Annotated in this window: 24 protein-coding genes; 15 read left to right on the forward strand and 9 right to left on the reverse strand. The window is 71.6% G+C overall.

Annotated elements, in window-relative coordinates; genetic code table 11:
* Positions 1–54 precede the first annotated feature (54 nt).
* The gene (locus E4198_RS22170) at positions 55–993 is read left to right on the forward strand and encodes a heme o synthase (RefSeq protein WP_136184703.1); all 939 of its coding nucleotides are present in this window, start codon (positions 55–57) and stop codon (positions 991–993) included.
* Between the two features lie 157 nt (positions 994–1,150).
* Here E4198_RS22170 and E4198_RS22175 read toward each other — a convergent pair whose 3' ends face one another.
* From E4198_RS22175 to E4198_RS22190, 4 genes are all read right to left on the reverse strand, one after another.
* Positions 1,151–1,552 (reverse strand): hypothetical protein, encoded by a 402-nt coding sequence (locus E4198_RS22175; protein WP_247597794.1) that lies wholly within the window; start codon positions 1,550–1,552, stop codon positions 1,151–1,153.
* Between the two features lie 171 nt (positions 1,553–1,723).
* The gene (locus tag E4198_RS22180) at positions 1,724–2,722 is read right to left on the reverse strand and encodes a COX15/CtaA family protein (RefSeq protein ID WP_247597795.1); all 999 of its coding nucleotides are present in this window, start codon (positions 2,720–2,722) and stop codon (positions 1,724–1,726) included.
* Between the two features lie 85 nt (positions 2,723–2,807).
* Positions 2,808–3,542: an ABC transporter permease gene (locus E4198_RS22185; protein WP_136185555.1), complete on the reverse strand. Its 735-nt coding sequence runs from the start codon at positions 3,540–3,542 to the stop codon at positions 2,808–2,810.
* Positions 3,543–3,700: 158 nt separating this feature from the next.
* Positions 3,701–4,624: an ABC transporter ATP-binding protein gene (locus tag E4198_RS22190; protein WP_136184704.1), complete on the reverse strand. Its 924-nt coding sequence runs from the start codon at positions 4,622–4,624 to the stop codon at positions 3,701–3,703.
* A gap of 177 nt (positions 4,625–4,801) precedes the next feature.
* On the opposite strand from E4198_RS22190, the gene E4198_RS22195 reads away from it, so the two are divergent.
* From E4198_RS22195 to E4198_RS22230, 8 genes are all read left to right on the forward strand, one after another.
* Positions 4,802–5,641, forward strand: coding sequence for an ArsR family transcriptional regulator (locus E4198_RS22195; RefSeq protein WP_136185556.1), 840 nt, complete (start codon positions 4,802–4,804; stop codon positions 5,639–5,641).
* A complete protein-coding gene (gene sufB / locus E4198_RS22200; protein ID WP_136184705.1) occupies positions 5,638–7,059 on the forward strand; it encodes a Fe-S cluster assembly protein SufB in 1,422 nt (473 codons plus the stop codon). Before E4198_RS22195 ends, sufB begins: the two co-directional genes overlap by 4 nt.
* Positions 7,060–7,158: 99 nt before the next feature.
* Positions 7,159–8,340, forward strand: a complete 1,182-nt coding sequence (sufD, locus tag E4198_RS22205) for a Fe-S cluster assembly protein SufD (protein WP_136184706.1) — start codon at positions 7,159–7,161, stop codon at positions 8,338–8,340.
* Positions 8,337–8,678, forward strand: a complete 342-nt coding sequence (locus E4198_RS22210) for a non-heme iron oxygenase ferredoxin subunit (RefSeq protein ID WP_027762403.1) — start codon at positions 8,337–8,339, stop codon at positions 8,676–8,678. Before sufD ends, E4198_RS22210 begins: the two co-directional genes overlap by 4 nt.
* Positions 8,679–8,685: 7 nt before the next feature.
* Complete coding sequence (gene sufC, locus E4198_RS22215; RefSeq protein ID WP_136184707.1) at positions 8,686–9,441, forward strand: Fe-S cluster assembly ATPase SufC; 756 nt, start codon at positions 8,686–8,688, stop codon at positions 9,439–9,441.
* A gap of 5 nt (positions 9,442–9,446) precedes the next feature.
* Complete coding sequence (locus tag E4198_RS22220; RefSeq protein ID WP_136184708.1) at positions 9,447–10,703, forward strand: cysteine desulfurase; 1,257 nt, start codon at positions 9,447–9,449, stop codon at positions 10,701–10,703.
* A gap of 27 nt (positions 10,704–10,730) precedes the next feature.
* Positions 10,731–11,225 (forward strand): Fe-S cluster assembly sulfur transfer protein SufU, encoded by a 495-nt coding sequence (gene sufU / locus E4198_RS22225; RefSeq protein ID WP_136184709.1) that lies wholly within the window; start codon positions 10,731–10,733, stop codon positions 11,223–11,225.
* Positions 11,222–11,551 (forward strand): metal-sulfur cluster assembly factor, encoded by a 330-nt coding sequence (locus E4198_RS22230; RefSeq protein WP_027762399.1) that lies wholly within the window; start codon positions 11,222–11,224, stop codon positions 11,549–11,551. The genes sufU and E4198_RS22230 overlap by 4 nt, the downstream gene beginning before the upstream one ends.
* 95 nt (positions 11,552–11,646) lie before the next feature.
* On the opposite strand, the gene E4198_RS22235 is transcribed toward E4198_RS22230, so the two are convergent.
* Positions 11,647–12,690, reverse strand: coding sequence for a hypothetical protein (locus E4198_RS22235; protein WP_136184710.1), 1,044 nt, complete (start codon positions 12,688–12,690; stop codon positions 11,647–11,649).
* 102 nt (positions 12,691–12,792) lie between these two features.
* Here E4198_RS22235 and E4198_RS22240 point away from each other — a divergent pair, with 102 nt between their 5' ends.
* The 4 genes from E4198_RS22240 (at position 12,793) to E4198_RS22255 (ending at position 15,792) form a co-directional block, all read left to right on the forward strand.
* Positions 12,793–13,113, forward strand: coding sequence for a multidrug efflux SMR transporter (locus E4198_RS22240; RefSeq protein ID WP_136184711.1), 321 nt, complete (start codon positions 12,793–12,795; stop codon positions 13,111–13,113).
* Entirely contained in the window at positions 13,113–13,688 is a 576-nt protein-coding gene (locus E4198_RS22245; RefSeq protein ID WP_136184712.1) for a TetR family transcriptional regulator, read from the forward strand. Before E4198_RS22240 ends, E4198_RS22245 begins: the two co-directional genes overlap by 1 nt.
* Before the next feature lie 122 nt (positions 13,689–13,810).
* A complete protein-coding gene (gene dapD / locus E4198_RS22250; protein WP_136184713.1) occupies positions 13,811–14,815 on the forward strand; it encodes a 2,3,4,5-tetrahydropyridine-2,6-dicarboxylate N-succinyltransferase in 1,005 nt (334 codons plus the stop codon).
* Between the two features lie 146 nt (positions 14,816–14,961).
* Positions 14,962–15,792 carry an EI24 domain-containing protein gene (locus E4198_RS22255; RefSeq protein WP_136184714.1) on the forward strand — a complete coding sequence of 277 codons (831 nt, stop codon included), beginning with the start codon at positions 14,962–14,964 and terminating at the stop codon, positions 15,790–15,792.
* Between the two features lie 204 nt (positions 15,793–15,996).
* Here E4198_RS22255 and E4198_RS25850 read toward each other — a convergent pair whose 3' ends face one another.
* Positions 15,997–16,344 (reverse strand): Uma2 family endonuclease, encoded by a 348-nt coding sequence (locus E4198_RS25850; protein ID WP_348771317.1) that lies wholly within the window; start codon positions 16,342–16,344, stop codon positions 15,997–15,999.
* Between the two features lie 96 nt (positions 16,345–16,440).
* Positions 16,441–18,258 carry an endonuclease/exonuclease/phosphatase family protein gene (locus tag E4198_RS22265; RefSeq protein WP_136184715.1) on the reverse strand — a complete coding sequence of 606 codons (1,818 nt, stop codon included), beginning with the start codon at positions 18,256–18,258 and terminating at the stop codon, positions 16,441–16,443.
* Positions 18,259–18,626: 368 nt separating this feature from the next.
* Between E4198_RS22265 and E4198_RS22270 the strand changes: the two genes are divergently transcribed.
* The gene (locus tag E4198_RS22270) at positions 18,627–20,147 is read left to right on the forward strand and encodes a hypothetical protein (protein ID WP_136184716.1); all 1,521 of its coding nucleotides are present in this window, start codon (positions 18,627–18,629) and stop codon (positions 20,145–20,147) included.
* Positions 20,148–20,247: 100 nt separating this feature from the next.
* Here the strand turns inward: E4198_RS22270 and E4198_RS22275 are convergent, their stop codons facing one another.
* Entirely contained in the window at positions 20,248–20,721 is a 474-nt protein-coding gene (locus E4198_RS22275; RefSeq protein ID WP_136184717.1) for a carboxymuconolactone decarboxylase family protein, read from the reverse strand.
* A gap of 242 nt (positions 20,722–20,963) precedes the next feature.
* Here E4198_RS22275 and E4198_RS22280 point away from each other — a divergent pair, with 242 nt between their 5' ends.
* Positions 20,964–22,439 carry an alkaline phosphatase PhoX gene (locus E4198_RS22280; protein ID WP_136184718.1) on the forward strand — a complete coding sequence of 492 codons (1,476 nt, stop codon included), beginning with the start codon at positions 20,964–20,966 and terminating at the stop codon, positions 22,437–22,439.
* A gap of 182 nt (positions 22,440–22,621) precedes the next feature.
* Here E4198_RS22280 and E4198_RS22285 read toward each other — a convergent pair whose 3' ends face one another.
* Entirely contained in the window at positions 22,622–23,821 is a 1,200-nt protein-coding gene (locus E4198_RS22285; protein ID WP_136185557.1) for a TerD family protein, read from the reverse strand.
* Positions 23,822–23,833: the final 12 nt, after the last annotated feature.

The following is a 23,833-nucleotide window of genomic DNA, read 5'->3' on the forward strand; positions in this document are numbered from 1 at the left end:
TGCGTCGCCGTGACGCCCGGGCTCGCTTGTTCGTTGACGTGATCAGGGGTGTTCGTGACGGCCGTCGAATCCCGTCCAGCGGGGGTGCTCGAGGGCACCGTCCACCGCCCGTTCGGCGCCCGTGTCATGGCGTTCGTCGCCCTCACCAAGCCGCGCATCATCGAACTCCTCCTCATCACCACCATTCCGGTGATGTTCCTCGCCGCCCAGGGCGTGCCGGACCTGACGCTGGTGCTCGCCACCTGCGCGGGCGGCTTCCTCTCCGCGGGGGGCGCCAACGCGCTCAACATGTACCTGGACCGGGACATCGACGCCCTGATGCACCGGACCGAGCGGCGCCCGCTGGTGACCGGCATGGTCTCGCCCCGCGAGGGCCTGGTCTTCGGCCTCACCCTCGCCGTCGGCTCCACCCTCTGGTTCGGGCTGCTGGTCAACTGGCTCTCCGCGGCGCTCTCGCTGGGGGCCCTGCTCTTCTACGTCGTCGTCTACACGATGCTGCTCAAGCGCCGCACCTCCCAGAACATCGTCTGGGGCGGCATCGCCGGCTGCATGCCCGTGCTGATCGGCTGGTCGGCCGTGACGAACGACGTCAGCTGGGCGGCCGTGGTGCTGTTCGGCGTGATCTTCTTCTGGACGCCGCCGCACTACTGGCCGCTGTCGATGAAGGTCAAGGACGACTACGCGCGCGTCGGCGTGCCGATGCTGCCCGTGATCGCCACCAACACCGTGGTGGCGAAGCAGATCGTCCTCTACAGCTGGGTGATGGTCGGCGTGTCGCTGCTGCTGTGGCCGCTGGGCTACGTCGGCTGGTTCTACCCGCTGGTCGCGGTGCTGGCCGGCGGCTGGTGGCTGTGGGAGGCCCACGCCCTGCAGAGCCGCGCCAAGGCCGGTCTGACCGGGGCCCGGCTCAAGGAGATGCGGCTCTTTCACTGGTCGATCACGTACGTGTCGCTGCTCTTCGTCGCCGTCGCCGTGGACCCGTTCCTGCGCTGAGCCGCCGGACCCGTCGGGCCCGGCCCGACGGGTCGGGTCGCAGCTGGGACCGACGGGTCCGGCGCCGCGCCGCCCGGAGCACGACAGGTCCCCGGAAGCGTCCGCTTCCGGGGACCTGTCGCATGGGGATGCTCCTGCGGCGGTCGGGCCGCGGGATTCAGTCGTTGGACGGGCCGCCGAGCTGGATGCCGGCCATCCGGGACCACTCGTAGCGGCCCGTGCGCACCCGGGCCGCCATCGTGCCGTCGAACTTCTCGTGCACGGTGATGCCCGCGCGCGCGACCGCCTGTTCCGCCAGCTCCACCGACGGGGCCACCAGGTCGCCCCACTCGCCGTTCTCGCCGACGAGGACGATGCGCGCCCCGCGCTGTCCCAGGTACGAGATCTGGCCTTCCGCGCCGCCGCCGTGAGCGTCGGCGAAGGCGCTGATGCGGTGCGCGAGCCGGGCCACCCGGCGCTCCTGACGGCCTCTGCTCCTGTTCCGGTCCGAGGCGTCGGCGGGGGCGGTCGTGTCCTCCGTGCCGTCCGCAGGTTCCTCGGCATGCTGTGTCTCTGCCATGCACCGGATGCTACCGGCGGGTATGTGCACGGGTCACGACGCCCGGCCCCGGCGAGACCCAGGCCACACCGCCGGCGGGCGGTGCGTGCGTGCGGACCGCTGCGGCATCGACGGCGGCGGGAGAGGGTTTCCCTGGACGCGGGCGCGGGGGGAGCGTGGGGAGCGGGGAACTCAGCTCGCTGCGGCGACGGGGCGGTCCGGGGTCGACGCGGGGGCCGGAACGGTCGGCGGAGCCACGGGCAGACCCCGTTCCCGCACCGACAGCACCAGCCGTACCACGGCGATCCACATCAGCGTGGAGCCCAGCATGTGCAGCCCCACCAGCACCTCGGGCAGCTCTGTCAGGTACTGCGCGTAGCCGATCGCCCCCTGCGCGGCCAGGACGATCATCAGGTCGCGCACCCGCGTGCGCGGGCCGACCGGGCCGTCGAACGCGCGCAGCACGAACCAGATAGCCAGGGTCAGCGCGACCACGATCCAGGCCAGCGCGGAGTGGATGCGGGCGACGGTGTCCCAGTCCACCGGCATGCGCGGCACGTCGCTGCTGTCCCCGGCATGCGGCCCGGCGCCGGTGACGACGGTGCCCATGACGATCAGCGCCACCGACACCCAGGCCACCAGCCAGGCCAGCTGCTTCACCGGCTTGCCGACCAAGGGGCGCGGCGCGTCGTCGCCCTCGCGGGCGCGGAGCCAGGTGACGGTCGCGACCGTCACCAGCGCCGTGGCGGCGACGAAGTGTCCGGCGACCGTGTAGGGGTTGAGCCTGGTGAGCACCGTGATGCCGCCCAGTACGGCGTTCGACAGCACGATCCAGAACTGCGACCAGGCCAGCCGGCTCAGCCCGCGGCGGCGCGGCCTCGCCGCCCGAGCGGCGACGATGGCCCAGCCGACGGCGGCGCAGAGCACGTAGGTCAGCATCCTGTTGCCGAATTCGAGGGCGCCGTGCAGTCCCATCTCGGGGGTGGCGACCAGGCTCTCCTCGCTGCACATCGGCCAGGTGTCGCAGCCCAGCCCGGAGCCGGTCAGCCGCACCGCCCCGCCGGTGACCACGATGACCACGCTCATCACGACCGGAGCGAGCGTGGCGCGTTGGAGCATCCGCTGCGAAGGGGTCCAGCGGGCGGCGATGTACGCGACGGGATTGCGTACCAGTTCGAGCAGTTTCGGCACCCGCCCATCGTAGGCCCGGGCTTGTGCCTGCCTTCACAAGGGGTACCGGAAGGCCGGGCCCGCCGGAGCGGGCGGCAGCGGAGGGCTACTCCCAGCGGAAGAGTTGTGCCGCCGCTCCGAGTCCCACGACGGCCCACACCGCGAGCACGCCGAGGTCGGCCCAGGGCAGGCCGGCGCCGTGCTGGAGCACCTGCCGCAGCCCGTCCGAGAGGGCCGACACCGGCAGCAGCTCCAGCACGGCCTGCACCGGACCGGGGAAGCGCGACAGTGGCACGATCACGCCGCCGCCGACCAGCAGCAGGATGAAGAGCAGGTTCGCTCCCGCGAGCGTGGCCTCGGCGCGCAGCGTGCCCGCCATCAGCAGCCCCAGCCCGGAGAACGCGGCCGTACCGGCGACGAGTAGAAGCACCACGGCGAGCCAGCCCCCCTGCGGCGACCAGCCCAGCCCGGACGCCACGGCGGTCAGAAGCAGCACCTGGAGCAGTTCGGTCACCAGCACCGCGCAGGTCTTGGCCGTCATCAGCGCCCAGCGGGGCAGGGGCGACGCACCGAGCCGCTTCAGTACGCCGTAGCGCCGCTCGAAGCCGGTGGAGATCGCCTGCCCGGTGAAGGCGGTGGAGAGCACGGCCAGAGCCAGCACGCCCGGGGCGAGGAAGTCCACACGGGCGCCCTCGCCCCCGGCGGTCGCCACCGGCACGTCCACGATCTCCACGACGCTGAACAGCACCAGCACCAGCGTCGGGATGACGACGGTGAGCAGCAGCTGCTCGCCGTGCCGCAGCAGCATCCGGGTCTCCAGCGCCGCCTGCGCGGCGATCATGCGAGCCACGGGCGCGGCGCCGGGCCGCGGCCGGTACGTACCGTCGGTGGACGTCGTCGTGCCGGTCACCGCAGTTCCCTCCCCGTCAGCTCGAGGCTGCTGTTTCCCGGGGGCGATCCCCGGTCCCCCGGCCGGTCGGGGGTGCTGCTCCGCTCCGGTCACCGCAGCTCCCTCCCCGTCAGCTCGAGGAAGACGTCCTCCAGCGTGCGCCGCTCCACCGTGATGCCGTCCGGCAGGACGCCGTTCTGCGCGCACCACGAGGTGACGGTGGCCAGCAGCTGCGGGTCGACGGTGCCGGTGATCCGGTAGCCGCCGGGGCTGAGTTCGGCCGCCGCGCAGCCCGGGGGCAGCGCCTTGAGCAGGGAGGCGAGGTCCAGGCCGGGCCGCCCGGTGAAGCGCAGGCTGTCCTCGGCGCCACCGCGGCACAGCTCCTCCGGTGTGCCGTGCGCGATGACCGTGCCGCCGTCCACGACGGCGACGCTGTCGGAGAGCTGCTCCGCCTCGTCCATGTGGTGCGTGCTGAGCACGACGGTGACGCCGTCGGCGCGCAGCTCGCGGACCAGGTCCCAGGTCGCGCGGCGCGCCTGCGGGTCCAGGCCGGCGGTCGGCTCGTCGAGGAAGACCAGCTCCGGGCGTCCCACCACGGCCATCGCCAGCGCGAGGCGCTGCTGCTGGCCGCCGGAGAGCCGCCGGTAGGGCGTGCGGCCGCAGGCGTCCAGGCCGAGCCGGGCAGAGAGCGCCGGTACGTCCAGCGGGTGGGCGTGCAGTGCCGCCATGTGGCGCAGCATCTCCCCGGCACGGGCGGTCGGGTAGACGCCACCGCTCTGGAGCATCACCCCGATCCGGGGCCGCAGCTCCGCCGAACGGGTGACGGGGTCGAGGCCCAGGACGCGTACGGTCCCGGCGTCGGGGCGGCGGAAGCCCTCGCAGGTCTCGATGGTGGTGGTCTTGCCCGCTCCGTTGGGGCCCAGTACGGAGGTGACGGAACCGGCCGCGACGGTCAGGTCGAGCCCGTCCACCGCGGTCCGGCCGCCGTACCGCTTGACCAGGCCCGCGATCTCGACGGCCGGTGCGTTGCGCATGCCCGGGAGTCTAGGGAGCGCTCCTGGAGGCCCTGCGGCCGGGTGCTCCGGGACACCCGTGCCGCAGGTTCGGTAAGGCTTACCTTTCGTGATGCACGCCATCCGGGCTGGTCACGGCGTCGCTTGCCGCTCTCCGCCGAATTACGCAACAATGGCGTTGTGAAAAAGACGGGCGAGATGCAGCAGCCCCGCACGACGGCCGGTCCGGCCGCCGGCGGTGCCGCCGTGCCCGGTGCCCCCGACGAGCAGCACGGCACCCGGAACAAGGTCGCGCGGTCCGTCCTGGACCACGGCCCGTCCACCGCCGCCGAGCTCGCCCAGCGCCTGGAACTCACCCAGGCCGCCGTCCGCCGCCACCTGGACCACCTGGTGGCCGAGGGGGTCGTCGAGGCCCGCGCCAAGCGCGTCTACGGCACCCGCGGTCGCGGTCGTCCGGCCCGGGTGTTCGCCCTCACCGACGCCGGTCGGGACGCCTTCGACCAGGCGTACGACCAGCTCGCCGCCGAGGCGTTGCACTGGATCGCCGAGTCGGCGGGCGGGGGAGCGGCAGGAGAGGCGGCAGTCGCCGCCTTCGCCCGCGCCCGGGTCGCCGCACAGGCCGAGCGCTACCGCGCGGTACTGGACGAGGCACCCCCGTCGCAGCGCACCGCAGCACTGGCAGAAGCCCTGACCGAGGACGGGTACGCTGCCACCGCACGCAGCGCCCCTGCCGCGAGCGGGGAGCAGCTCTGCCAGCACCACTGCCCGGTGGCGCACACCGCCGAACGGTTCCCGCAGCTCTGCGAGGCGGAGACCGAGGTCTTCTCGCGACTGCTGGGGACGCATGTGCAGCGTCTGGCCACCATCGCCCACGGCGACGGTGTGTGCACCACCTACGTCCCCCAGGCGCAGCCCGCACAGACCGGATCCGGCCCCCGGGCCGGAGAGAACGCCCGCAACAGCAGCACGCACGACACCACAGCCAGCACAGCCACCACAGCATCTGCCGAGAACACGGCCGGGAGGAACCCCGCATGACTCTCCCCACGGAGACCGCCCACCCCGAGCTCGAGGGCCTGGGCCGCTACGAGTACGGCTGGGCCGACTCCGACTCGGCCGGCGCCGCCGCCAAGCGAGGCCTCAACGAGGACGTCGTCCGCGACATCTCGTCGAAGAAGAACGAGGCCGACTGGATGCTGAAGCTGCGGCTCAAGGGCCTGAAGCTGTTCGAGAAGAAGCCGATGCCCAACTGGGGCTCCGACCTTTCCGGCATCGACTTCGACAACATCAAGTACTTCGTGCGGTCCACGGAGAAGCAGGCCACCTCATGGGAGGACCTGCCCGAGGACATCAAGAACACCTACGACAAGCTCGGCATCCCGGAGGCGGAGAAGCAGCGCCTGGTCGCCGGCGTCGCCGCGCAGTACGAGTCGGAGGTCGTCTACCACCAGATCCGTGAGGACCTGGAGGAGCAGGGCGTCCTGTTCCTGGACACCGACACCGCGCTGCGCGAGCACCCGGAGATCTTCCAGGAGCACTTCGGCACCGTGATCCCGGCCGGCGACAACAAGTTCGCCGCGCTGAACACCGCTGTGTGGTCCGGTGGCTCCTTCATCTACGTGCCGCCGGGCGTGCACGTCGACATCCCGCTGCAGGCCTACTTCCGGATCAACACCGAGAACATGGGCCAGTTCGAGCGGACGCTGATCATCGTCGACGAGAACGCCTACGTGCACTACGTCGAGGGCTGCACCGCGCCGATCTACAACTCGGACTCGCTGCACTCCGCGGTCGTCGAGATCATCGTCAAGAAGGGCGGCCGCTGCCGCTACACGACGATCCAGAACTGGTCGAACAACGTCTACAACCTGGTCACCAAGCGCGCCGTGGCCTACGAGGGCGCGACCATGGAGTGGGTGGACGGCAACCTCGGCTCCAAGGTCACGATGAAGTACCCGGCCGTCTACCTGATGGGCGAGCACGCCAAGGGCGAGACGCTGTCCGTCGCCTTCGCGGGCGAGGGCCAGCACCAGGACGCCGGCGCCAAGATGGTGCACATGGCGCCCCGGACCTCCTCCAACATCGTCTCCAAGTCGGTGGCCCGCTCCGGCGGACGCACCTCCTACCGCGGCCTGATCGAGATCGCTGAGGGCGCCGAGGGCTCCAAGTCCAACGTGCTGTGCGACGCGCTGCTGGTCGACACCATCTCGCGCTCGGACACCTACCCCTACGTGGACGTCCGCGAGGACGACGTGACCATGGGCCACGAGGCGACCGTCTCCAAGGTCAGCGACGACCAGCTCTTCTACCTGATGAGCCGCGGTCTCTCCGAGGACGAGGCGATGGCGATGATCGTGCGCGGCTTCGTCGAGCCGATCGCCAAGGAGCTGCCCATGGAGTACGCGCTCGAACTCAACCGGCTGATCGAGCTGCAGATGGAGGGCGCGGTCGGCTGACGCCGTCCCCCGTCCCTCCACGCGTGCCGCGGCGCGACGCCGCGGCACGCACCCCGACCACGGACCTGCGTCCCGAGAAAGAGAGCAGCACGAACAGCCATGGCTGAGAGTCAGAACATCCCGGCGGGTTCCACCGCCTCCGGCGGTATCGCGGTGGCCGCGGAGTCGACCGTCGCCACCCGGATGAGCGCCGAGCCGTCCTTCGACGTGGCCGACTTCCCGGTGCCGCACGGCCGCGAGGAGGAGTGGCGCTTCACCCCGCTCGAGCGGCTGGGCGGCCTGCACGACGGCAGCGCCGAGGCCTCCGGGTCCCTCAAGGCGGAGCTCTCCGCTCCCGACGGCGTCACGGTGGAGACCGTCGGCCGGGACGACGCACGTGTCGGCCGGGCCGGCAAGCCCGTCGACCGGGTCGCGGCCCAGGCGTTCAGCTCCTTCGAGAAGGCCACGGTCGTCACCGTGCCCAAGGAGTCCGTGCTCGGGGAGCCGATCCGGGTGAACCTGCACGGCGAAGGTGGCGTCACCTACGGGCACACCGTGTTCGAGCTCGGAGCCTTCGCCGAGGCCGTGATCGTCATCGACCACACCGGTGACGGCGTGCGCGCCGCCAACGTCGAGTACGTGCTCGGTGACGGCGCCAAGCTCACCGTGGTCTCCGTGCAGGACTGGGACGACACCGCCGTCCACTGCTCGCAGCACAACACGCTGGTCGGCCGAGACGCCTCCTTCAAGTCCGTCGTCGTCACCTTCGGCGGCGACGTCGTCCGCATCCACCCGCGGGTCAACTACGCCGGTCCCGGCGGCGAGGCCGAGTTGTACGGCGTCTTCTTCACCGACAACGGCCAGCATCAGGAACACCGCCTGATGGTGGACCACGACAGCCCGCACTGCCGCAGCAACGTCGCGTACAAGGGCGCGCTGCAGGGCGAGGCGGCGCACGCGGTGTGGATCGGCGACGTGCTCATCCGCAAGGCGGCTGAGGGCACCGACACCTACGAGCTCAACCGGAACCTGGTGCTCACCGACGGCGCCCGCGTCGACTCGGTGCCGAACCTGGAGATCGAGACCGGCGAGATCGTCGGCGCCGGCCACGCCTCGGCCACCGGCCGCTTCGAGGACGAGCAGCTGTTCTACCTGATGGCGCGCGGCATCCCGGAGATGGAGGCCCGCCGCCTCGTCGTGCGCGGCTTCTTCGCCGAGCTGGTCCAGCAGATCGGCCTGCCCGACCTCGAGGAGCGCCTGATCGCGAAGATCGACGCGGAGCTGGAGGCGTCCGTCGCATGAGTGACGCATCCGGATTCGTGCGCGTCGCCACCCTCGGCGAGCTGGAGGAGGACACCCCCAAGCGGGTGGAGATCGACAGCACCCCCGTGTCGGTGGTCCGCACCGAGGGAGAGGTGTTCGCGATCCACGACGTCTGCTCCCACGCGAACGTCTCGCTCTCCGAGGGCGAGGTGGAGGACTGCCAGATCGAGTGCTGGCTGCACGGCTCCGCCTTCGACCTGCGCACCGGCAAGCCCTCGGGCCTGCCCGCGACCGTCCCCGTCCCCGTTTACCCCGTCAAGATCGAAGGAGACGGCCCCGACGCGGCTGTGCTCGTCTCCGTCACCCAGGAGTCCTGAGTTCCCCATGGCAACGCTTGAGATCAACGACCTGCACGTCTCCGTCGACACCGAGAACGGTGCGCGGGAGATCCTCCGTGGCGTCGACCTGACCGTGAAGCAGGGCGAGACCCACGCGATCATGGGCCCGAACGGCTCCGGAAAGTCGACGCTGGCCTACTCGCTCGCCGGTCACCCCAAGTACAAGATCACCGGCGGTTCGGTGAAGCTCGACGGCGAGGACGTCCTGGAGATGTCCGTCGACGAGCGGGCCCGCGCCGGCCTGTTCCTCGCCATGCAGTACCCGGTCGAGGTCCCCGGAGTCTCCGTCTCCAACTTCCTGCGCACCTCCGCCACCGCCATCCGGGGCGAGGCCCCGAAGCTGCGCACCTGGGTGAAGGAGGTCAAGGAGGCCATGGAGCGCCTCTCCATCGACCCCGCCTTCGCCGAGCGGAACGTCAACGAGGGCTTCTCCGGCGGTGAGAAGAAGCGCCACGAGATCCTCCAGCTGGAGCTCCTCAAGCCGCGGATCGCCGTCCTCGACGAGACCGACTCCGGCCTGGACGTCGACGCGCTGCGCGTCGTCTCCGAGGGCGTCAACCGCGTCCGCGAGTCCGGCGAGGTCGGCACCATGCTGATCACCCACTACACGCGCATCCTGCGCTACATCAAGCCCGACCACGTCCACGTCTTCGCCAAGGGCCGGATCGCCGAGTCCGGCGGCCCCGAGCTCGCGGACAAGCTGGAGGCCGAAGGCTACGAGGCGTACGTGAAGGGAGCCTGAGCCACATGACGCAGCTGCCGGGCCTCCTCGACACCGAGGCGCTCCGCAAGGACTTCCCCATCCTGGACCGCACGGTTCACGACGGGCTGAAGGTCGTGTACCTGGACAACGCGGCGACCTCACAGAAGCCGCGCCAGGTCCTGGACGCGATGGCCGACTACAACGAGCGGCACAACGCGAACGTCCACCGCGGTGTGCACGTCCTCGCCGAGGAGGCCACGGCGCTGTACGAGGGTGCGCGCGACAAAGTCGCCGCCTTCGTCAACGCGCCCAGCCGGGACGAGGTGGTGTTCACGAAGAACGCCTCCGAATCGCTCAACCTCGTCGCCAACATGCTCGGCTGGGCCGACGAGCCGTATCGCGTCTCGGACGAGTCCGAGATCGTCATCACGGAGATGGAGCACCACTCCAACATCGTGCCGTGGCAGCTGCTGGCGCAGCGCACCGGCGCGAAGCTGAAGTGGTTCGGCCTCACCGACGACGGCCGACTCGACCTGTCCCGCATCGACGAGATCATCACCGAGAAGACCAAGGTCGTCTCCTTCGTGCTGGTCTCCAACATCCTGGGCACCTTCAACCCGGTCGAGGAGATCGTCCGCCGGGCGCAGGAGGTCGGTGCGCTGGTCGTGATCGACGCCTCGCAGGCCGCCCCGCACATGCCGCTGGACGTGCAGGCGCTGCAGGCCGACTTCGTCGCCTTCACCGGGCACAAGATGTGCGGCCCCACCGGCATCGGCGTGCTCTGGGGACGTCAGGGCCTGCTGGACGACCTGCCGCCGTTCCTCGGCGGCGGGGAGATGATCGAGACCGTCTCGATGAATTCCTCCACGTACGCGCCCGCGCCGCACAAGTTCGAGGCCGGCACGCCCCCGATCGCGCAGGCCGTCGGCCTCGGTGCGGCCGTGGACTACCTGTCGGCCATCGGCATGGACCGGATCGCCGCCCACGAGCACGCGCTCACCGAGTACGCCGTCAAGCGCCTCCAGGAGGTCCCCGACCTGCGGATCATCGGCCCGGTCACGGCCGAGGACCGGGGCGCGGCGATCTCGTTCACGCTGGGCGACATCCACCCGCACGACGTCGGGCAGGTGCTGGACGAGCAGGGCATCGCCGTCCGGGTCGGCCACCACTGCGCTCGTCCGGTCTGCCTGCGGTACGGAATTCCTGCGACCACGCGGGCGTCGTTCTACCTGTACTCCACGCCGGCCGAGGTCGACACCCTGGTGGACGGCCTGGAGCACGTACGGAACTTCTTCGGCTGAGGACCACGGGCAAGGTAAGGACGAGGCGTGAAGCTCGACTCGATGTACCAGGAAGTGATCCTGGATCACTACAAGAACCCGCACGGGCGTGGCCTGCGCGACGGCGACGCCGAGGTGCACCACGTCAATCCGACGTGCGGTGACGAGATCACCCTGCGGGTGCGGTACGAGGGCGACACCCTCGCCGACGTCAGCTACGAGGGCCAGGGCTGCTCCATCAGCCAGGCCAGCGCCTCGGTGCTCAACGAGCTGCTGGTCGGCAAGGAGCTGGACCGGGCGCGGCGCATCCAGGAGACGTTCCTGGAGCTGATGCAGTCCCGTGGCAAGCTGGAGCCGGACGACGCCATGGAGGACGTCCTCGAGGACGCGGTCGCGTTCGCGGGCGTCTCCAAGTACCCGGCGCGCGTGAAGTGCGCGCTGCTGAGCTGGATGGCCTGGAAGGACGCCACTGTCCAGGCGCTGGGCGAGTCCGCGATGGACGGCGCCGAGCAGTCGACGGAGAAGACGGAGAAGACCTCATGACCGAGACCACCACCAAGCCGGCGAGCGAGGACGAGGTCCGCGAGGCGCTCTACGACGTGGTCGACCCCGAGCTGGGTATCGACGTCGTCAACCTCGGCCTCATCTACGGCATCCACATCGACGACTCCAACGTCGCCACCCTCGACATGACGCTCACCTCGGCGGCCTGTCCGCTGACCGACGTCATCGAGGACCAGGCCCGCTCCGCGACCGACGGCATCGTCAACGAGCTGAAGATCAACTGGGTCTGGATGCCGCCGTGGGGCCCCGACAAGATCACCGACGAGGGTCGTGAACAGCTCCGCGCCCTCGGCTTCAACGTGTGACACCGCCGCCCGTCCGCGATTGACCGGCGCCGCCCGTGCCCCGCAGTCTGCTGCGGGGCACGGGCGGCGCCGCGCGTGGGGTGGTGTCCGCCGTCTCAGTAATGAATGCGGGCTGTCACGGCACGGTGGTCGGAGTAGTGCCGGTCCGCCCGGTCGCTGCCGGTGGCGTCCTGGTCGGCCTGGTCGCCGTCGTTCCACTCCACGGTGTCGGCCGCGGTGACTGTCGGGAGGCCGCCGGAGCCCCGCCGGGCCAGCAAAAAGTCGATGCGGCGGCCGGAGGACAGCGTCCACTCGTCCTTCAGGCAGTCCTTCACCGCGCCCGATGCGACGCAGTCCGCGTAGAGGGCGTCCCGGTAGCCGTACGAGCCGCCCAGGTCGCCGTTGGTACGCGCGTACCAGGAACGCCAGTTGTTCGCCGACGTCAGGCCGGTGCTGTTGGTGTCGCCGCCGAGGATCAGCAGGTCCCCGCCGAAGCCGTCCTCGCGGATCTCGGTGACGGCCTCCCGGGCGTTGCTCTCCGTGCAGGGCTTCCCGCCGTGGGCCGCCGTCGGCCAGTGGAGCGAGGCGACGGAGAGGTCCCGGCCGGCGACCCGGTCGTGCAGCCGTACCTTGACGGCCTTGGTGCGGGCCTGGTTGTTGTTGGTGCAGCCGCCGCCGAGGTCGGACTGCGCCTGCCAGCGCTTCACCGAGGCCTCCGGGTCGCTCTCCAGGGAGAAGCGCGTCGCCCGGTAGACAACCGCGTTGGTCTGGTACTTCTTCGGCGTCCCGCACGGGCTGTTCATGGCCTTGGGGGAGTTCTCCGCGATCACGGCCCGGTACTCCTCGCCGAGCTGGGAGGACAGCCGCGCGGTGTAGTCGTTGAGCTGCTGCCGTCCGCTGATCTGCTGCACGAGGAACAGGTCGGGACGGTAGGGCATCCGGTCGAGGTAGTAGACGAGGTCCTGCCAGTCGCCGGGGCACTGGAGTCCCACGGTCGGCAGGTTCTCCACGTTGTTCACCGCCACCTGCACGAAGGCGGGGTCGTCGTTCGGCGCGCCGGGGGCGGGCGCGGCCGCGGCGGTCGGGGACAACAAGGTGGCGGCCGTCGCGGCGGCTGCCACCAGGCCGAGGGCCCGCACTCTGCCGACGGTTCTTCGCACGTTCGGTACTCCTTCGGTCCACGGCACGGAGGAGACAGCGTAGGGCGAATGGCGTGTTCATGGCAGGTCCCCGGAAGCGGGGAGATGTGTACGCTCGTACACATGGTTTACGCGACGCTTGCCGGGGCGATCCTGGCCGAAGTCCTGGGCACCACCGCGATGAAGTACAGCGACGGCTTCACCCGCCTGTGGCCGTCCCTCGGCACCACCGCCGGCTACCTCGTCGCCTTCTTCCTCCTCGCCCAGACACTCAAGACCATGTCGGTGGGCACCGCATACGCCATCTGGGCCGGACTCGGCACCGCCGCCGTCGCCGCCATCGGCATGGTCTTCATCGGCGAGGCCGTCACCGCAACGAAGATCATCGGTCTGCTGCTGGTGATCGCCGGAGTTGTCGTCCTCAACCTCGGCGGAGCCCACTGATGGCCCCCACCCGTCGCCACGACCCCGACCGGCGCACGCGGATGGTGGACGCCGCCATCCGCGTCGTCGACGCGCACGGCATCGCCGGGCTCAGCCACCGGCGGGTCGCCGCCGAGGCGGACGTACCCCTCGGCTCCACCACGTACCACTTCGCCTCCCGCGAGGACCTGCTGATCGCCGCACTGCGCCGGGTCGGCGACCGGTGGCTGGCCGACGTCGACGCCTGGGAACGGGCCCTGCCCGCCGACGCCCCGCTCGGCGGTGAACTCGCCCGTCTCGTCCAGGAGTCGCTGACCGGTGGCCGGGCCCGCGCCCGCCTGGAGTACGAGCTGTACCTCGCCGCACTCCGGCACGACGCCGTCCAGCCGGTGGCCGCCGAGTGCGTCGACGGCCTCGCCGCCATCCTGCGCCGCCGCACCCCCGACGACGCCACCGCCCGCGCTCTGGCCGCCCTCACCGACGGACTCACTCTCCAGCTCCTCCTCACCGGCCGCACCCCCGACGGCGCCGAACTCCGCACCCTCCTCGCGCCACTGGCCGACGCGGGCGTGAACCCCTCCTCCCCGACCGGGTGACGAGGGAGGCGCGCCCGCGGACGCACGTCCGGCGACGGGACGCCTCAGTCACCCCTGGCCGGGCGACCCGGCTGGTGAGACCGGTTCGCCATGCGCGGGCGGGGCGGGCTAGCGTTCGGTGTATGACCGATGCAGCCACCACCAGCTCCACCGCCAGCACCGCCACCGGCGCCGTCGCCGCCGGGCTCGCCACCGTCACCGACGGCGGCACCGTCCTCGACACGTGGTTCCCCGCCCCCGAGCTGTCCGCCGAGCCCGGCCCGGCCGGTACCGAGCGGCTCAGCGCGGAGCAGGCCACCGCGCTGCTCGGCGACGCCGCGCCGCACGCCCTCGGCCCGGACCCGCGCCGCGACGTAGAGGTCATCGCCGTCCGCACGGTCATCGCCTCCCTGGACGACAAACCGCTGGACGCGCACGACGCCTACCTGCGCCTCCACCTGCTCAGCCACCGGCTGGTCCGCCCGCACGGGCAGAACCTCGACGGCATCTTCGGCCTGCTCTCCAACGTGGCGTGGACGAACCTCGGTCCGGTCGCCGTCGACCGCGTCGAGCAGGTACGGCTGGCCGCCCGCGCCAGCGGCGTCCAGCTCAACGTCGCCAGCATCGACAAGTTCCCCCGCATGACCGACTACGTCGCACCCAAGGGCGTGCGCATCGGCGACGCCGACCGGGTGCGGCTCGGCGCGCACCTTGCCGAGGGCACCACCGTCATGCACGAGGGCTTCTGCAACTTCAACGCCGGCACGCTCGGCACCTCCATGGTCGAGGGGCGCATCAGCGCGGGCGTCGTCGTGGGCGACGGGTCCGACATCGGCGGCAGCGCCTCCGTCATGGGCACCCTCTCCGGCGGCGGCAAGCAGACGATCTCCATCGGTGAGCGCTGCCTGCTCGGTGCCCAGGCCGGCGTCGGCATCTCGCTGGGCGACGACTGCGTGGTCGAAGCCGGCCTGTACGTCACCGCGGGCACCCGCGTCACCCTGCCCGACGGCGAGGTCGTCAAGGCCCTGGAACTGTCCGGCGCCCACAACCTCCTCTTCCGCCGCAACTCCACCACGGGCACCGTCGAGGCCCTCCAGCGCAGCGGCTCCTGGGGCGGCCTCAACGAGGCCCTGCACACCCACAACTGAACCCGCCGCCCGCCCCGGCCCACCCGCGGAAACCCGCACCCGCCGCGACCGGTGCAACGCCGCACTTCTCCCGCCGGTGAGCGGGAGCGTCGCGCCCCGCAGCCTGCCGGGCCGCGCACCCGCGCGGCCCGGGTAGGCTGCGGCGCATGAGTGATCTCGGGGCGGGACTGCGGTACCTGGGGCGCGGGCAGCGCTGGGCGTTCGGGCACGGACGGTGGTACGGGTTCGGGCTGCTGCCCGCTCTCGTCGCGTTCGTGCTGTACGCCGCAGCCCTCACCGCGCTCGCCTACGGCGCCGACGACATCGCCGCCTGGGCGACGCCGTTCGCCGACGACTGGAGCGACTTCTGGCGCGACGCGCTCCGCGTCACCTTCGCTGCGCTGCTCTGGGCCGCCGGTCTGGCGCTCGCCGTCCTCACCTTCACCGCCGTGACGCTGCTGGTCGGCGACCCGTTCTACGAGAAGCTCTCCGAGGAGGTCGAGAAGTCCGAGGGCGGCTGCCCGCCCGGTTCGGACGCGCCCTGGTGGCGGCAGCTGTGGCGTTCGCTGCTGGACAGCCTGTACGTGCTGGGGCGAGCCCTGCTGTTCACCGTGCCGCTGTTCGTTCTCGGTTTCGTGCCCGTGCTCGGGCAGACCGTCGTGCCGGTGCTCGGCTTCTGCGTCTCCGGGTACTTCCTGGCCGCCGAGCTGACCTCGGTGGCGATGCAGCGCCGTGAGATCCCGGTCCGGGAACGGCTGGCGCTGCTCCGCGAGCGGCGTTCGCTGGCGCTCGGCTTCGGGGTACCGCTGGTGCTGTGCTTCCTGGTGCCGTTCGTCGCGGTCCTGCTGATGCCCGGCGCCGTCGCCGGGGCGGCCCTGCTGGTCCGCGACGTGGCGGACGGCCACCGTGACGCGCCGGCTGCCGTGCCTCCGCCCGCTCAGCAGGCGTCACCGGCCCACCTGTCGCCCCCGAACCTCCCCGGCCCACCGCGTCGCTGACGCCCGGTCCGGGCGGGAAGGGCTCAGACGTCGCAGCCCTCGCCGAACTTCGCGGTGAGGCGGCTCTGGTACTCGCCGTCCTCGGGGTGGGTGAAGAGGTGGCAGGTGGCCGTGTACGGGTCGACGATCAGGTAGACGGGACCGTCGCGGCGGCGTACGCCTGCTGCTTCGGGCCGTAGGCGTTGGCGGCCGTACCCCGCGGGATCACCTCGGCGATGAACTCCACGTCTTCGTGCGGCCCCCGCGGCGACCGGCGGTGTGACCCTTCCCTGCGGAGTCCCTGAGCTTGGCCACGTCCGGTGCGAACCCGTTGCTCGAATCGGGGAAGTCGATACGGACGTCCGACTTGACCCTGGCGTCCATGCCGCATCGGTCCTCCAGGGCGCGGACGATCCGGCGAATGGTCTCCCAGTGCGCGTCCCGCTGAGGCGACATGTGAACGGTCCCTTCGACGACCTCGGCCTTGTAGCCCTCGGGGACGGGCATCCGCTCCAGCAGCTCGAACAGTTCGTGCAGGCTCACTCCCCGCCGCACCGGGCGGCGCAGCCGCACGGTTCAACGATACGGCGGCCGGTGGGACACGCGCCGTCACCACACGTGTCCCACGGGCGCCACCCACAGGAGGCCGGGGCCGGGACGGTCACGGCGTCACGGACGGAACCGCAGCACCTGCGGGTCGTGGTCGCTGACCTGGTCCGCGAACTCGGCGTTGGTGTGCACGATGTCGTAGTCGAAGCGGCGGATGCCGGGCGACACCAGAGTCTGGTCCAGCACCTGCGAGTTGCCGTCGTAGACGTAGGTGTAGCGCTCGCACTCCGGCAGTGCGTACACCGCGCTGCGCAGCACCCTTCCGTCGGTCAGCTGCTCGGTGGTGGCGGAGAACTCGAAGTCGTTGATGTCGCCGAGGACGACGACGTCGGCCTTCCGCTGCACCTGCAGGACGTCCTTGACGAAGGCGTTGACCGACCGCGCCTGCAGCAGCCGCTGCTCCTCGGAGGAGCGGGACGGCGGCTGGAAGCGGCTGTGCAGCGACTGGTCGCCGCCTTTGGACGCGAAGTGGTTGGCGACCACGATGACCGTGCGGCCGCGGAAGCGGAACTCGCCTGCGACGGGCTTGCGGCTGTCCTCCCAGGCGGCGGCGGTCGGGTCGATGCGGCCCGGGGAGTGCGTGAGGGTGGCCCGGCCGCGGCGCTCGACCACGTCCGTCGCGGTGGTGGCGTCGCCGCCGGGGCGGTCCACGAACGTGACCCGCTCGGGGTTGAAGAGGAAGACGTTGCGTATGTTGCCGCCGGGCTGGCCGCCGTCCTGCTTGTCCTGCGGGTCGATTCCGCGCCATGCGTAACGCGGTCCGCCCGCCGCGACCACCGCGTCGATCAGCTTGGCCACCGTCTCGTCGGCCGCGACCACGCCGTCGTCCTCGGGGCCGGTGTTGTCCTGGATCTCCTCCAGGGCGACGATGTCCGGCGAGGCCAGGGCGGTCACCAGGCCGTCGGCGAGGCGTGCGAACTTCTCCTGGTCGTCGCCCGGGTCGAGGTTCTCCACGTTGTACGTGGCCACCGCCAGCTCGCGGCGCCGCTGCTCACGAGTCTGCTCCCGCTCCGGGCCGCCGTCCTCGAGGGCGCCCAGCTCGCGGGCGGCGAGGTAGTAGCCGCCGAACTGCTCGTAGTCCAGCGGGCCCTCCGTGGTGCCGGACAGCGTGTCGCCGGTGTCGGCCGCGGGGAACGGCTCCTCGGCGAGCGGGGTCAGCGACTCGACCTTGAGGCGCCCGGGGTTCTGCTCGTCGTAGCCGCCGTAGCGGGTGCCGCCGCCGGCGGTGGGGTTCTGCCGCGGCTTCACGGTCACCCACATCTCGGCGTACTGGGTGCTGGGGCCGGCGACCCGGGCGTCCCGGACGCGGACGTTGCTGCCCTCCAGCGACTCGTACAGGTCCAGCGCGTACCGCGAGGGGCGCAGCTCCAGGTCCTCGATGCCGCCGTCCGCGCCGCCCTCCGGCGCGTACGCCGAGGGCACGCTGCGGGAGCCGAGGGTGCGGGGGGCGGGGATCGGGTTGCCCGAGGAGACGACGGTCACCTCGGGCCGGGATATCTGCGTGACCGACTGGTTCCCGCCGTCCCGACCGCCGTAGTAGTACTCGCCGACAGTGCCGGTCACCCGCACCTCGTCGCCGGGCTGCACGGTGGGTGCCGAGCCGGTGAAGACGAACAGGCCCTCGCTGGTGGCGGCCGATCCGTCGCCCTCCGGGTCCTGGAACCAGAAGCCGCGCGAGCCGTACGTGCGTACGCCGGTGACGATGCCCGCCACCTCCCGGACCTCCTCGCCCGCATAGGGAGACAAGCGGGTGGAGCCCTGGATGTCGTGGATGCGCAGCGGGTCGCCGTCCGCAGCGAGGGCGGGGGAGGTGAGCAGGGTCGAGGTCAGCGCGGCGACGGTGAGCGCACCGAGCGCGGCGGTGTGACGGGTGGTCAAGAGATCCTCCGTGGGGCGGGTGAGAAGCACCGGAACACGCCGAAAGTGGCAAGGCGGTTCTCTACGCGCGTAAAGCTCGTCGAGGGGGAGGTCATTGTCAAGCGACGGCAGGAAGTCACCCGGTCGGGGGACGGGTGGACCCGAGGCCGCGGCACGGTGACGTCCCTGCTCGCGCGGGCCGAGGGCGCCGCCGTACCGGCACGTCTCACTTACGACTTTCCAGGCCAAGTCCTCTAGGCTGGCCCTGCCCCCGGGCTCCGGTCGTTCCCACCCACGTCCACCTCCCGCCGCGCCGTCCGCGCGGCCCCTGGATGCCCGGAACACCGTCCACGCCCCGCCGATCGACGCCCCGCGAGGAGCCCCGTTCCATGTCCGGTGACGACCGCCCCACCATGCCCCCCGTGCGGCTGCCCTCCGAGGCCGAGCTGGCCCGGGACGCCCTGGCGGCACCGCTCTTCGCACGCGCCGTCTCCCTCGCCCGCTGGGCTGACGAGAAGCCCGTGCCGGTCGGAGCGGGCGGCGAACTGCTCGCCGACGAACTGGCCGAGGCCGCCGCGCGCCTCGGCCTGATCGGCGACCCGGAGGGCACCGCCGCGACCGCCGAGGCGTGGAACCTCGCCGTGGACACCGGCCTGCTCGAGGTCGACGAGGACGAGGACGCAGAACCCACCCTGGAGAGCGACGAGGCCGTCGGCACCGCATCCGGCGGCGGCGAGCTCGCCCGCCTCACCGGCTCCGCTGCACCCGCGGACGTCCTGGAGCTCTGGCAGGGCGGGCTGGAGACGGTCCTCGCCGACGCGGCCACGCCCAGCCTGGAGGACCTCCTCGGCGACCTGGAGGGCGTCGTCGGTGACGATGGAGAGATCGACCCGGACGCCGTCGACCTCGACGCCCTGGAGTGGGACCCGGAGGAGGAGGCCGACTTCCTCGACAGCGCTCTCGGCAACCTCTACCTGTTCACCCTCCAGGACCCGGCCGTCGCCTCCGGCGCCATGGTGCCGCTGCCCGTGCTCGCCGCTTCGATGATCGTTCCCGACGACATGGACGAGCCGACGGACGAGGTGCTGGAAGAGGTCTCAGTCGCGATGATGCGGCTCGACGAGCAGTTCCGCATCCTCGAGCCCACCGGGATGCTGGCTTACCGGCCGGTGGACGAGGCGCTGACGCAGGAGGCCGACGACGCGCTGCCGGACGACGAATCAGCCCCCGGCGAGGAGGAGGACGTCTCCCGTTACGGCATGGTGCGCCTCACCCCGCTGGGCCTGCACGGAATGCGGCAGCGCATGCTGGACGCCGGCATCGACGCCCCGCTCGTCGGCGACCTCGCCGAGGAGGACGCCACCACGCTGCTGGGTGCGCTCGTCTCCTACCCTGAGACCGGTGCCCGCGAGGAGGTGGAGGGCTGGTTCGCCGCCCGGGACTCCGCCGACCGGGCAGCCCGCGACCTGCTGGCCGCCGCACGGGGCCGCGACGACGAGGCGCCGGGCCGCAGGCTGGTGTGTCAGCAGGCGCTCTCGCTCGCCGGGGACGCCGCCGAGCCCGCGCTGCGCGACGTGCTCGACGACGCCGAACTCGGCGGCCTCGCCCGGGTGTGGCTGGTCGAGCACGGCGCCGAAGACGTCCCGCCGCCGGACGAGCGCATGGTCTTCTGGCTCGCCGTCGACACCATCGCCGCGCAGCTTGCCACCGCCGGGGAGCCCGACGAGCTGCGGGAGCTGATCCGCGGCCTGGTCGACCAGCACGCCGGATTCTTCGACAAGGCGTGGAAGGTCGATCACCCGGCGGCCGCCGACGTACTGGAGGCGATGGGGCGCCTCCACCCGGACCGCGGCACCGCCAAGGAGGCCCGCAAGGCCGCGTTCAAGGCCCGCTCCGCGCACCCCGGCTGACCCGCCGACGGCCCGGCGCCGTGCGGGTCCGAGGCCCGCACGGCTGACCGGTCCAGACGGACCTGGCCCGGCCGGGTGCCGGCCCCGGCTCAGCCGGCCGTCACGCGAACTGGCCCGGCTGGTAGCTCCCGGCGGGCTGCCGGATCATCACGTTCCCGCGGTTGAAGGCGTTGATCAGGGCGATGACGCTCACCAGTGCGCCGAGCTGCTCCTCGTCGTAGTGCTTGGCCGCGTTCTGCCATGCCTCGTCCGTCACCCCGCCCGCCGCGTCGGCGATGCGGGTGCCCTGCTCGGCCAGCTCCAGCGCGGCCCGTTCGGCGTCGGTGAACACCGTGGCCTCCCGCCAGGCCGCGACCAGGCTGAGGCGCGTCGCGGTCTCCCCGGCGTGCAAGGCGTCCTTGGCGTGCATGTCTACGCAGAAACCGCACCCGTTGATCTGACTGGCGCGGAGCTTCACCAGCTCCTGCGTCGCGGCCGGCAGGGTCGATTCGGCCAGCACCTTGTTCGCGGCGGTCAGCTGCCGCACGAACCGGGCTGCGACCGGGTTCTCGAAGAGGTTGAGACGAGCCTCCATGGCGCACTCCTGTGTTGTCGTCGAGTGGTTGCACCTCCAGGACGGACGGGGCGACGTCGGCTGTGACACGACTTGCCTGTGACGTGCGCCACACCTGGGAGGGCTGGCGTGCCACCACCGGTCTTCCGCACCGCGTACGGCGGACGCCCACCCGTCGTCGTGTGCAGTTCAACCGCCGTTCTCCGGAGCGGGCGAACGTGTGCCGTGCCCGCTTTCGCGCACGTCAGGAGAGGCCGGTACACATGCCGATCAGCCGCAGAGACTTCACCACGCGCTCCGCCGCCACCGGTGCGGGCGTCGCCCTCGCCGGCAGCGTCGGGGTCCTCGCCAGCGCCCCCGGCGCGCTGGGGAACCCGTCCGGCCACGGTCGTGGTCACGGGCACGGCGACGGTCGTGAGGGCGGGCACCGCCCCGAACCCGGCTACGGTCCGCTGCTCTCCGACCCGGCCGGCGTGCTCGCGCTGCCGGAGGGCTTCTCGTACCGCATCCTCACCCACTCCGGGGTCACCACCCTGGAGTCCGGCGAGACCACGCCCTCGAACCACGACGGCACGGCTGCCTTCGAAGGCCCGCGTGGCGCCGTCCTCCTGGTCAACAACCACGAGCTGCGCGGTCCCCGCGGCGACTGGGACCATCCGGTCCCGCTGCCGGACGGCCTGGTCTACGACCCTGCCGCGGCGGGCGGCTGCACCGTGGTGGAGGTCTCCCGGCACGGCGACCACGTCGCGGAGTGGGTCGGCATCGCCGGCACCTCCACCAACTGCGCGGGCGGCGCGACCCCGTGGGGCACCTGGCTGACCTGCGAGGAGAACACCGACCGGGCCGGCGAGAACGGCATGACCAAGGACCACGGCTACGTCTTCGAGGTCGACCCCTGCGACCGCCGCGCGAACCTCGACCCGAAGCCGGTCAAGGCCCTGGGTCGGTACGACCACGAGGCCGTCGTTGTCGACACCCGGCGCGGCCACCTCTACCTCACCGAGGACGCGTCCGGGCCCAACGGCCTCTTCTACCGCTGGACGCCGCCACGGAACTTCCGCCATGGCCGCCGCGCCCTGCGCGGGCTCGCCGACGACGCGGGCGTGCTCCAGGCGATGCGCTGCCACGACTCCGGCGGCCGTTTCGTCGAGGACCTCTCCCACGCGGCCCGCGCCGGCACCGTCTACGGCGTCGACTGGGCCCATGTGCCGGACCGCGACGCCCGCACCACCCCGGTGCGGAAGCAGTTCGCCGACGGCGAGGTCACCCGGGCCCGCAAGCTCGAGGGCATGTGGTGGGGCGACGGGGGCGCGTACTTCGTGTCCTCCTTCGCCCGGGACGAGAGCCCCGGCACGCCGCACGACGGGCAGGTCTGGTTCTACGACCCGCGCCGCCGCACCGTCACCCTCAAGGTCCTCCTGGGCGTCAACCCCGACCCCGGGCGGCCCGGTTCCCTCGACGGCCCGGACAACGTGACGGTCTCCCCGTACGGCGGTCTGATCATCGCCGAGGACGGCGAGGGACAGCAGCACCTGTTCGGGGCCACCGACCGCGGCGAGACCTACCCGCTGGCCCGCAACGAGTTCAACATCGGCACCGACGACGAGCCGGAGTACAGCGAGATGACCGGCGTGTGCTTCTCGCCGGACGGCGACACCCTCTTCGCCAACATCCAGACCCCGGGCATCCTCCTTGCCATCACCGGCCCCTGGCGCCGCCGCCCCCGCCACCACCGCTGACCGGGGCGCACCGTGAGGGCGCCACCGGCGTCACCGGCATGGGGGCGCCGGTGACGCCCTCACGCATGCGTCAGCACGGCGGAGCAGTTCGCGAGCGGTGCGCCTCCGTCGGGGAAAGAATCGGGAAATGAGCAAGGTCGATCAGGGTTGGCAGGGCTGTCTCCGACTCAGGCGGCGTGACGTCAGAGGGCGGCGCCGCCGGGTTTGATCATGCCGCGGACGGTGCGGGAGTCGACGTATTCGCCGAGGGCGGTCATGTCCCACTCGCCGGAGAACTGGCGGATCAACTTGCACATCAGCACACCGGTGCGGGGTTCGGCGTTGGTGAGGTCGAAGCGGACCAGTTCCTCTCCGGAGCCGCCGTCAAGCAGGCGGCAGTACGCCTTGGCGACATCCGTGAAGCGCTGTCCGGAGAAGGAGTTGACGGTGAAGACCAGGCCGGTGACCTGCGGCGGAAGGTCGCCGAGGTGGACGGTGATGACCTCGTCGTCGCCCGCGCCCTCGCCGGTGAGGTTGTCACCGGAGTGCTGGATGATGCCATTGAGGATGGCCAGCTTGCCGAAGTAACAGGCGTCGATCTTCTTGCGGTTGGCGTCGTAGGCGATGACGGAGGCGTCGAGGTCGATGTCCTTGGAGCGGAACGCCGGTTCCCAGCCGAGACCCATGCGCACCGAGGTGAGCACCGGACGGCCGCCCTTGACCAGGGAGACGGTCTGATTCTTCTGGAGCGATACACGCCCCTTGTCCAGGTTGATCTTGCCGGTGCCTGGGGCCGGAGCCGCGGGTGCCTGTGACGCGGGCGGGGCGGCGGGGGCCGAGGGAGCCTGCGGGGCAGCGGGCGCTGGTCCTGCCTGCGGGGCGGCGGGAGACGGTGGGGCCTGCGGCGCGGGGGCGGGCTCCTCCACCGTTACGCCGAAGTCCGTGGCGATACCGGCGAGTCCGTTCGCGTAGCCCTGGCCCACCGCGCGCACCTTCCAGGTGCCGTTGCGCCGGTAGACCTCCACCACGACGAGCGCGGTCTCGGTGCCGAGGCCGGGCGGGGTGAAGGTGGCGATGACCGCCTGGTTCTGCGCGTCGCGCACGGTGGCGGTCGGCTCGGTGCCGGCGAACGTGGCCCCCGGGGCGTCCAGGCTGGCCGTCACCACGATCTTCTCCACGTCGGCCGGGACGGCGGCGGTGTCGACGGCGATGGTGTCGACCGACCCGCCGCTGCTGTGCGTGACGCCCGGGCCGTGTGGCTGGTTGTAGAAGATGAAGTCGTCGTCGGAGCGCACCTTGCCGTCAGCGGCGATCAGCAGGCCCGAGACGTCCAGCCGCACCGGGGCCGAGACGTCCACCGCGACCCGCGCGGTGGTCAGCGGAAGGTTCGAGCCAGGGGTCATTGCAGTCATGCC

Origin of the sequence: Streptomyces sp. RKND-216 (assembly GCF_004795255.1) — a bacterium.
Lineage (GTDB): Bacteria > Actinomycetota > Actinomycetes > Streptomycetales > Streptomycetaceae > Streptomyces > Streptomyces hazeniae.

What these genes read in the sequence shown, in the direction of transcription:
- E4198_RS22175 (WP_247597794.1), bottom strand. Translation starts at nt 1,552, where the DNA reads ATGGCAGAGACACAGCATGCCGAGGAACCTGCGGACGGCACGGAGGAC.
- E4198_RS22185 (WP_136185555.1), bottom strand. Translation starts at nt 3,542, where the DNA reads ATGATCGCCGCGCAGGCGGCGCTGGAGACCCGGATGCTGCTGCGGCAC.
- E4198_RS22190 (WP_136184704.1), bottom strand. Translation starts at nt 4,624, where the DNA reads ATGCGCAACGCACCGGCCGTCGAGATCGCGGGCCTGGTCAAGCGGTAC.
- E4198_RS22195 (WP_136185556.1), top strand. Translation starts at nt 4,802, where the DNA reads ATGCAGCAGCCCCGCACGACGGCCGGTCCGGCCGCCGGCGGTGCCGCC.
- sufB (WP_136184705.1), top strand. Translation starts at nt 5,638, where the DNA reads ATGACTCTCCCCACGGAGACCGCCCACCCCGAGCTCGAGGGCCTGGGC.
- sufD (WP_136184706.1), top strand. Translation starts at nt 7,159, where the DNA reads ATGGCTGAGAGTCAGAACATCCCGGCGGGTTCCACCGCCTCCGGCGGT.
- E4198_RS22210 (WP_027762403.1), top strand. Translation starts at nt 8,337, where the DNA reads ATGAGTGACGCATCCGGATTCGTGCGCGTCGCCACCCTCGGCGAGCTG.
- sufC (WP_136184707.1), top strand. Translation starts at nt 8,686, where the DNA reads ATGGCAACGCTTGAGATCAACGACCTGCACGTCTCCGTCGACACCGAG.
- E4198_RS22220 (WP_136184708.1), top strand. Translation starts at nt 9,447, where the DNA reads ATGACGCAGCTGCCGGGCCTCCTCGACACCGAGGCGCTCCGCAAGGAC.
- E4198_RS22230 (WP_027762399.1), top strand. Translation starts at nt 11,222, where the DNA reads ATGACCGAGACCACCACCAAGCCGGCGAGCGAGGACGAGGTCCGCGAG.
- E4198_RS22240 (WP_136184711.1), top strand. Translation starts at nt 12,793, where the DNA reads ATGGTTTACGCGACGCTTGCCGGGGCGATCCTGGCCGAAGTCCTGGGC.
- E4198_RS22245 (WP_136184712.1), top strand. Translation starts at nt 13,113, where the DNA reads ATGGCCCCCACCCGTCGCCACGACCCCGACCGGCGCACGCGGATGGTG.
- dapD (WP_136184713.1), top strand. Translation starts at nt 13,811, where the DNA reads ATGACCGATGCAGCCACCACCAGCTCCACCGCCAGCACCGCCACCGGC.
- E4198_RS22255 (WP_136184714.1), top strand. Translation starts at nt 14,962, where the DNA reads ATGAGTGATCTCGGGGCGGGACTGCGGTACCTGGGGCGCGGGCAGCGC.
- E4198_RS22270 (WP_136184716.1), top strand. Translation starts at nt 18,627, where the DNA reads ATGTCCGGTGACGACCGCCCCACCATGCCCCCCGTGCGGCTGCCCTCC.
- E4198_RS22275 (WP_136184717.1), bottom strand. Translation starts at nt 20,721, where the DNA reads ATGGAGGCTCGTCTCAACCTCTTCGAGAACCCGGTCGCAGCCCGGTTC.
- E4198_RS22280 (WP_136184718.1), top strand. Translation starts at nt 20,964, where the DNA reads ATGCCGATCAGCCGCAGAGACTTCACCACGCGCTCCGCCGCCACCGGT.
- E4198_RS22285 (WP_136185557.1), bottom strand. Translation starts at nt 23,821, where the DNA reads ATGACCCCTGGCTCGAACCTTCCGCTGACCACCGCGCGGGTCGCGGTG.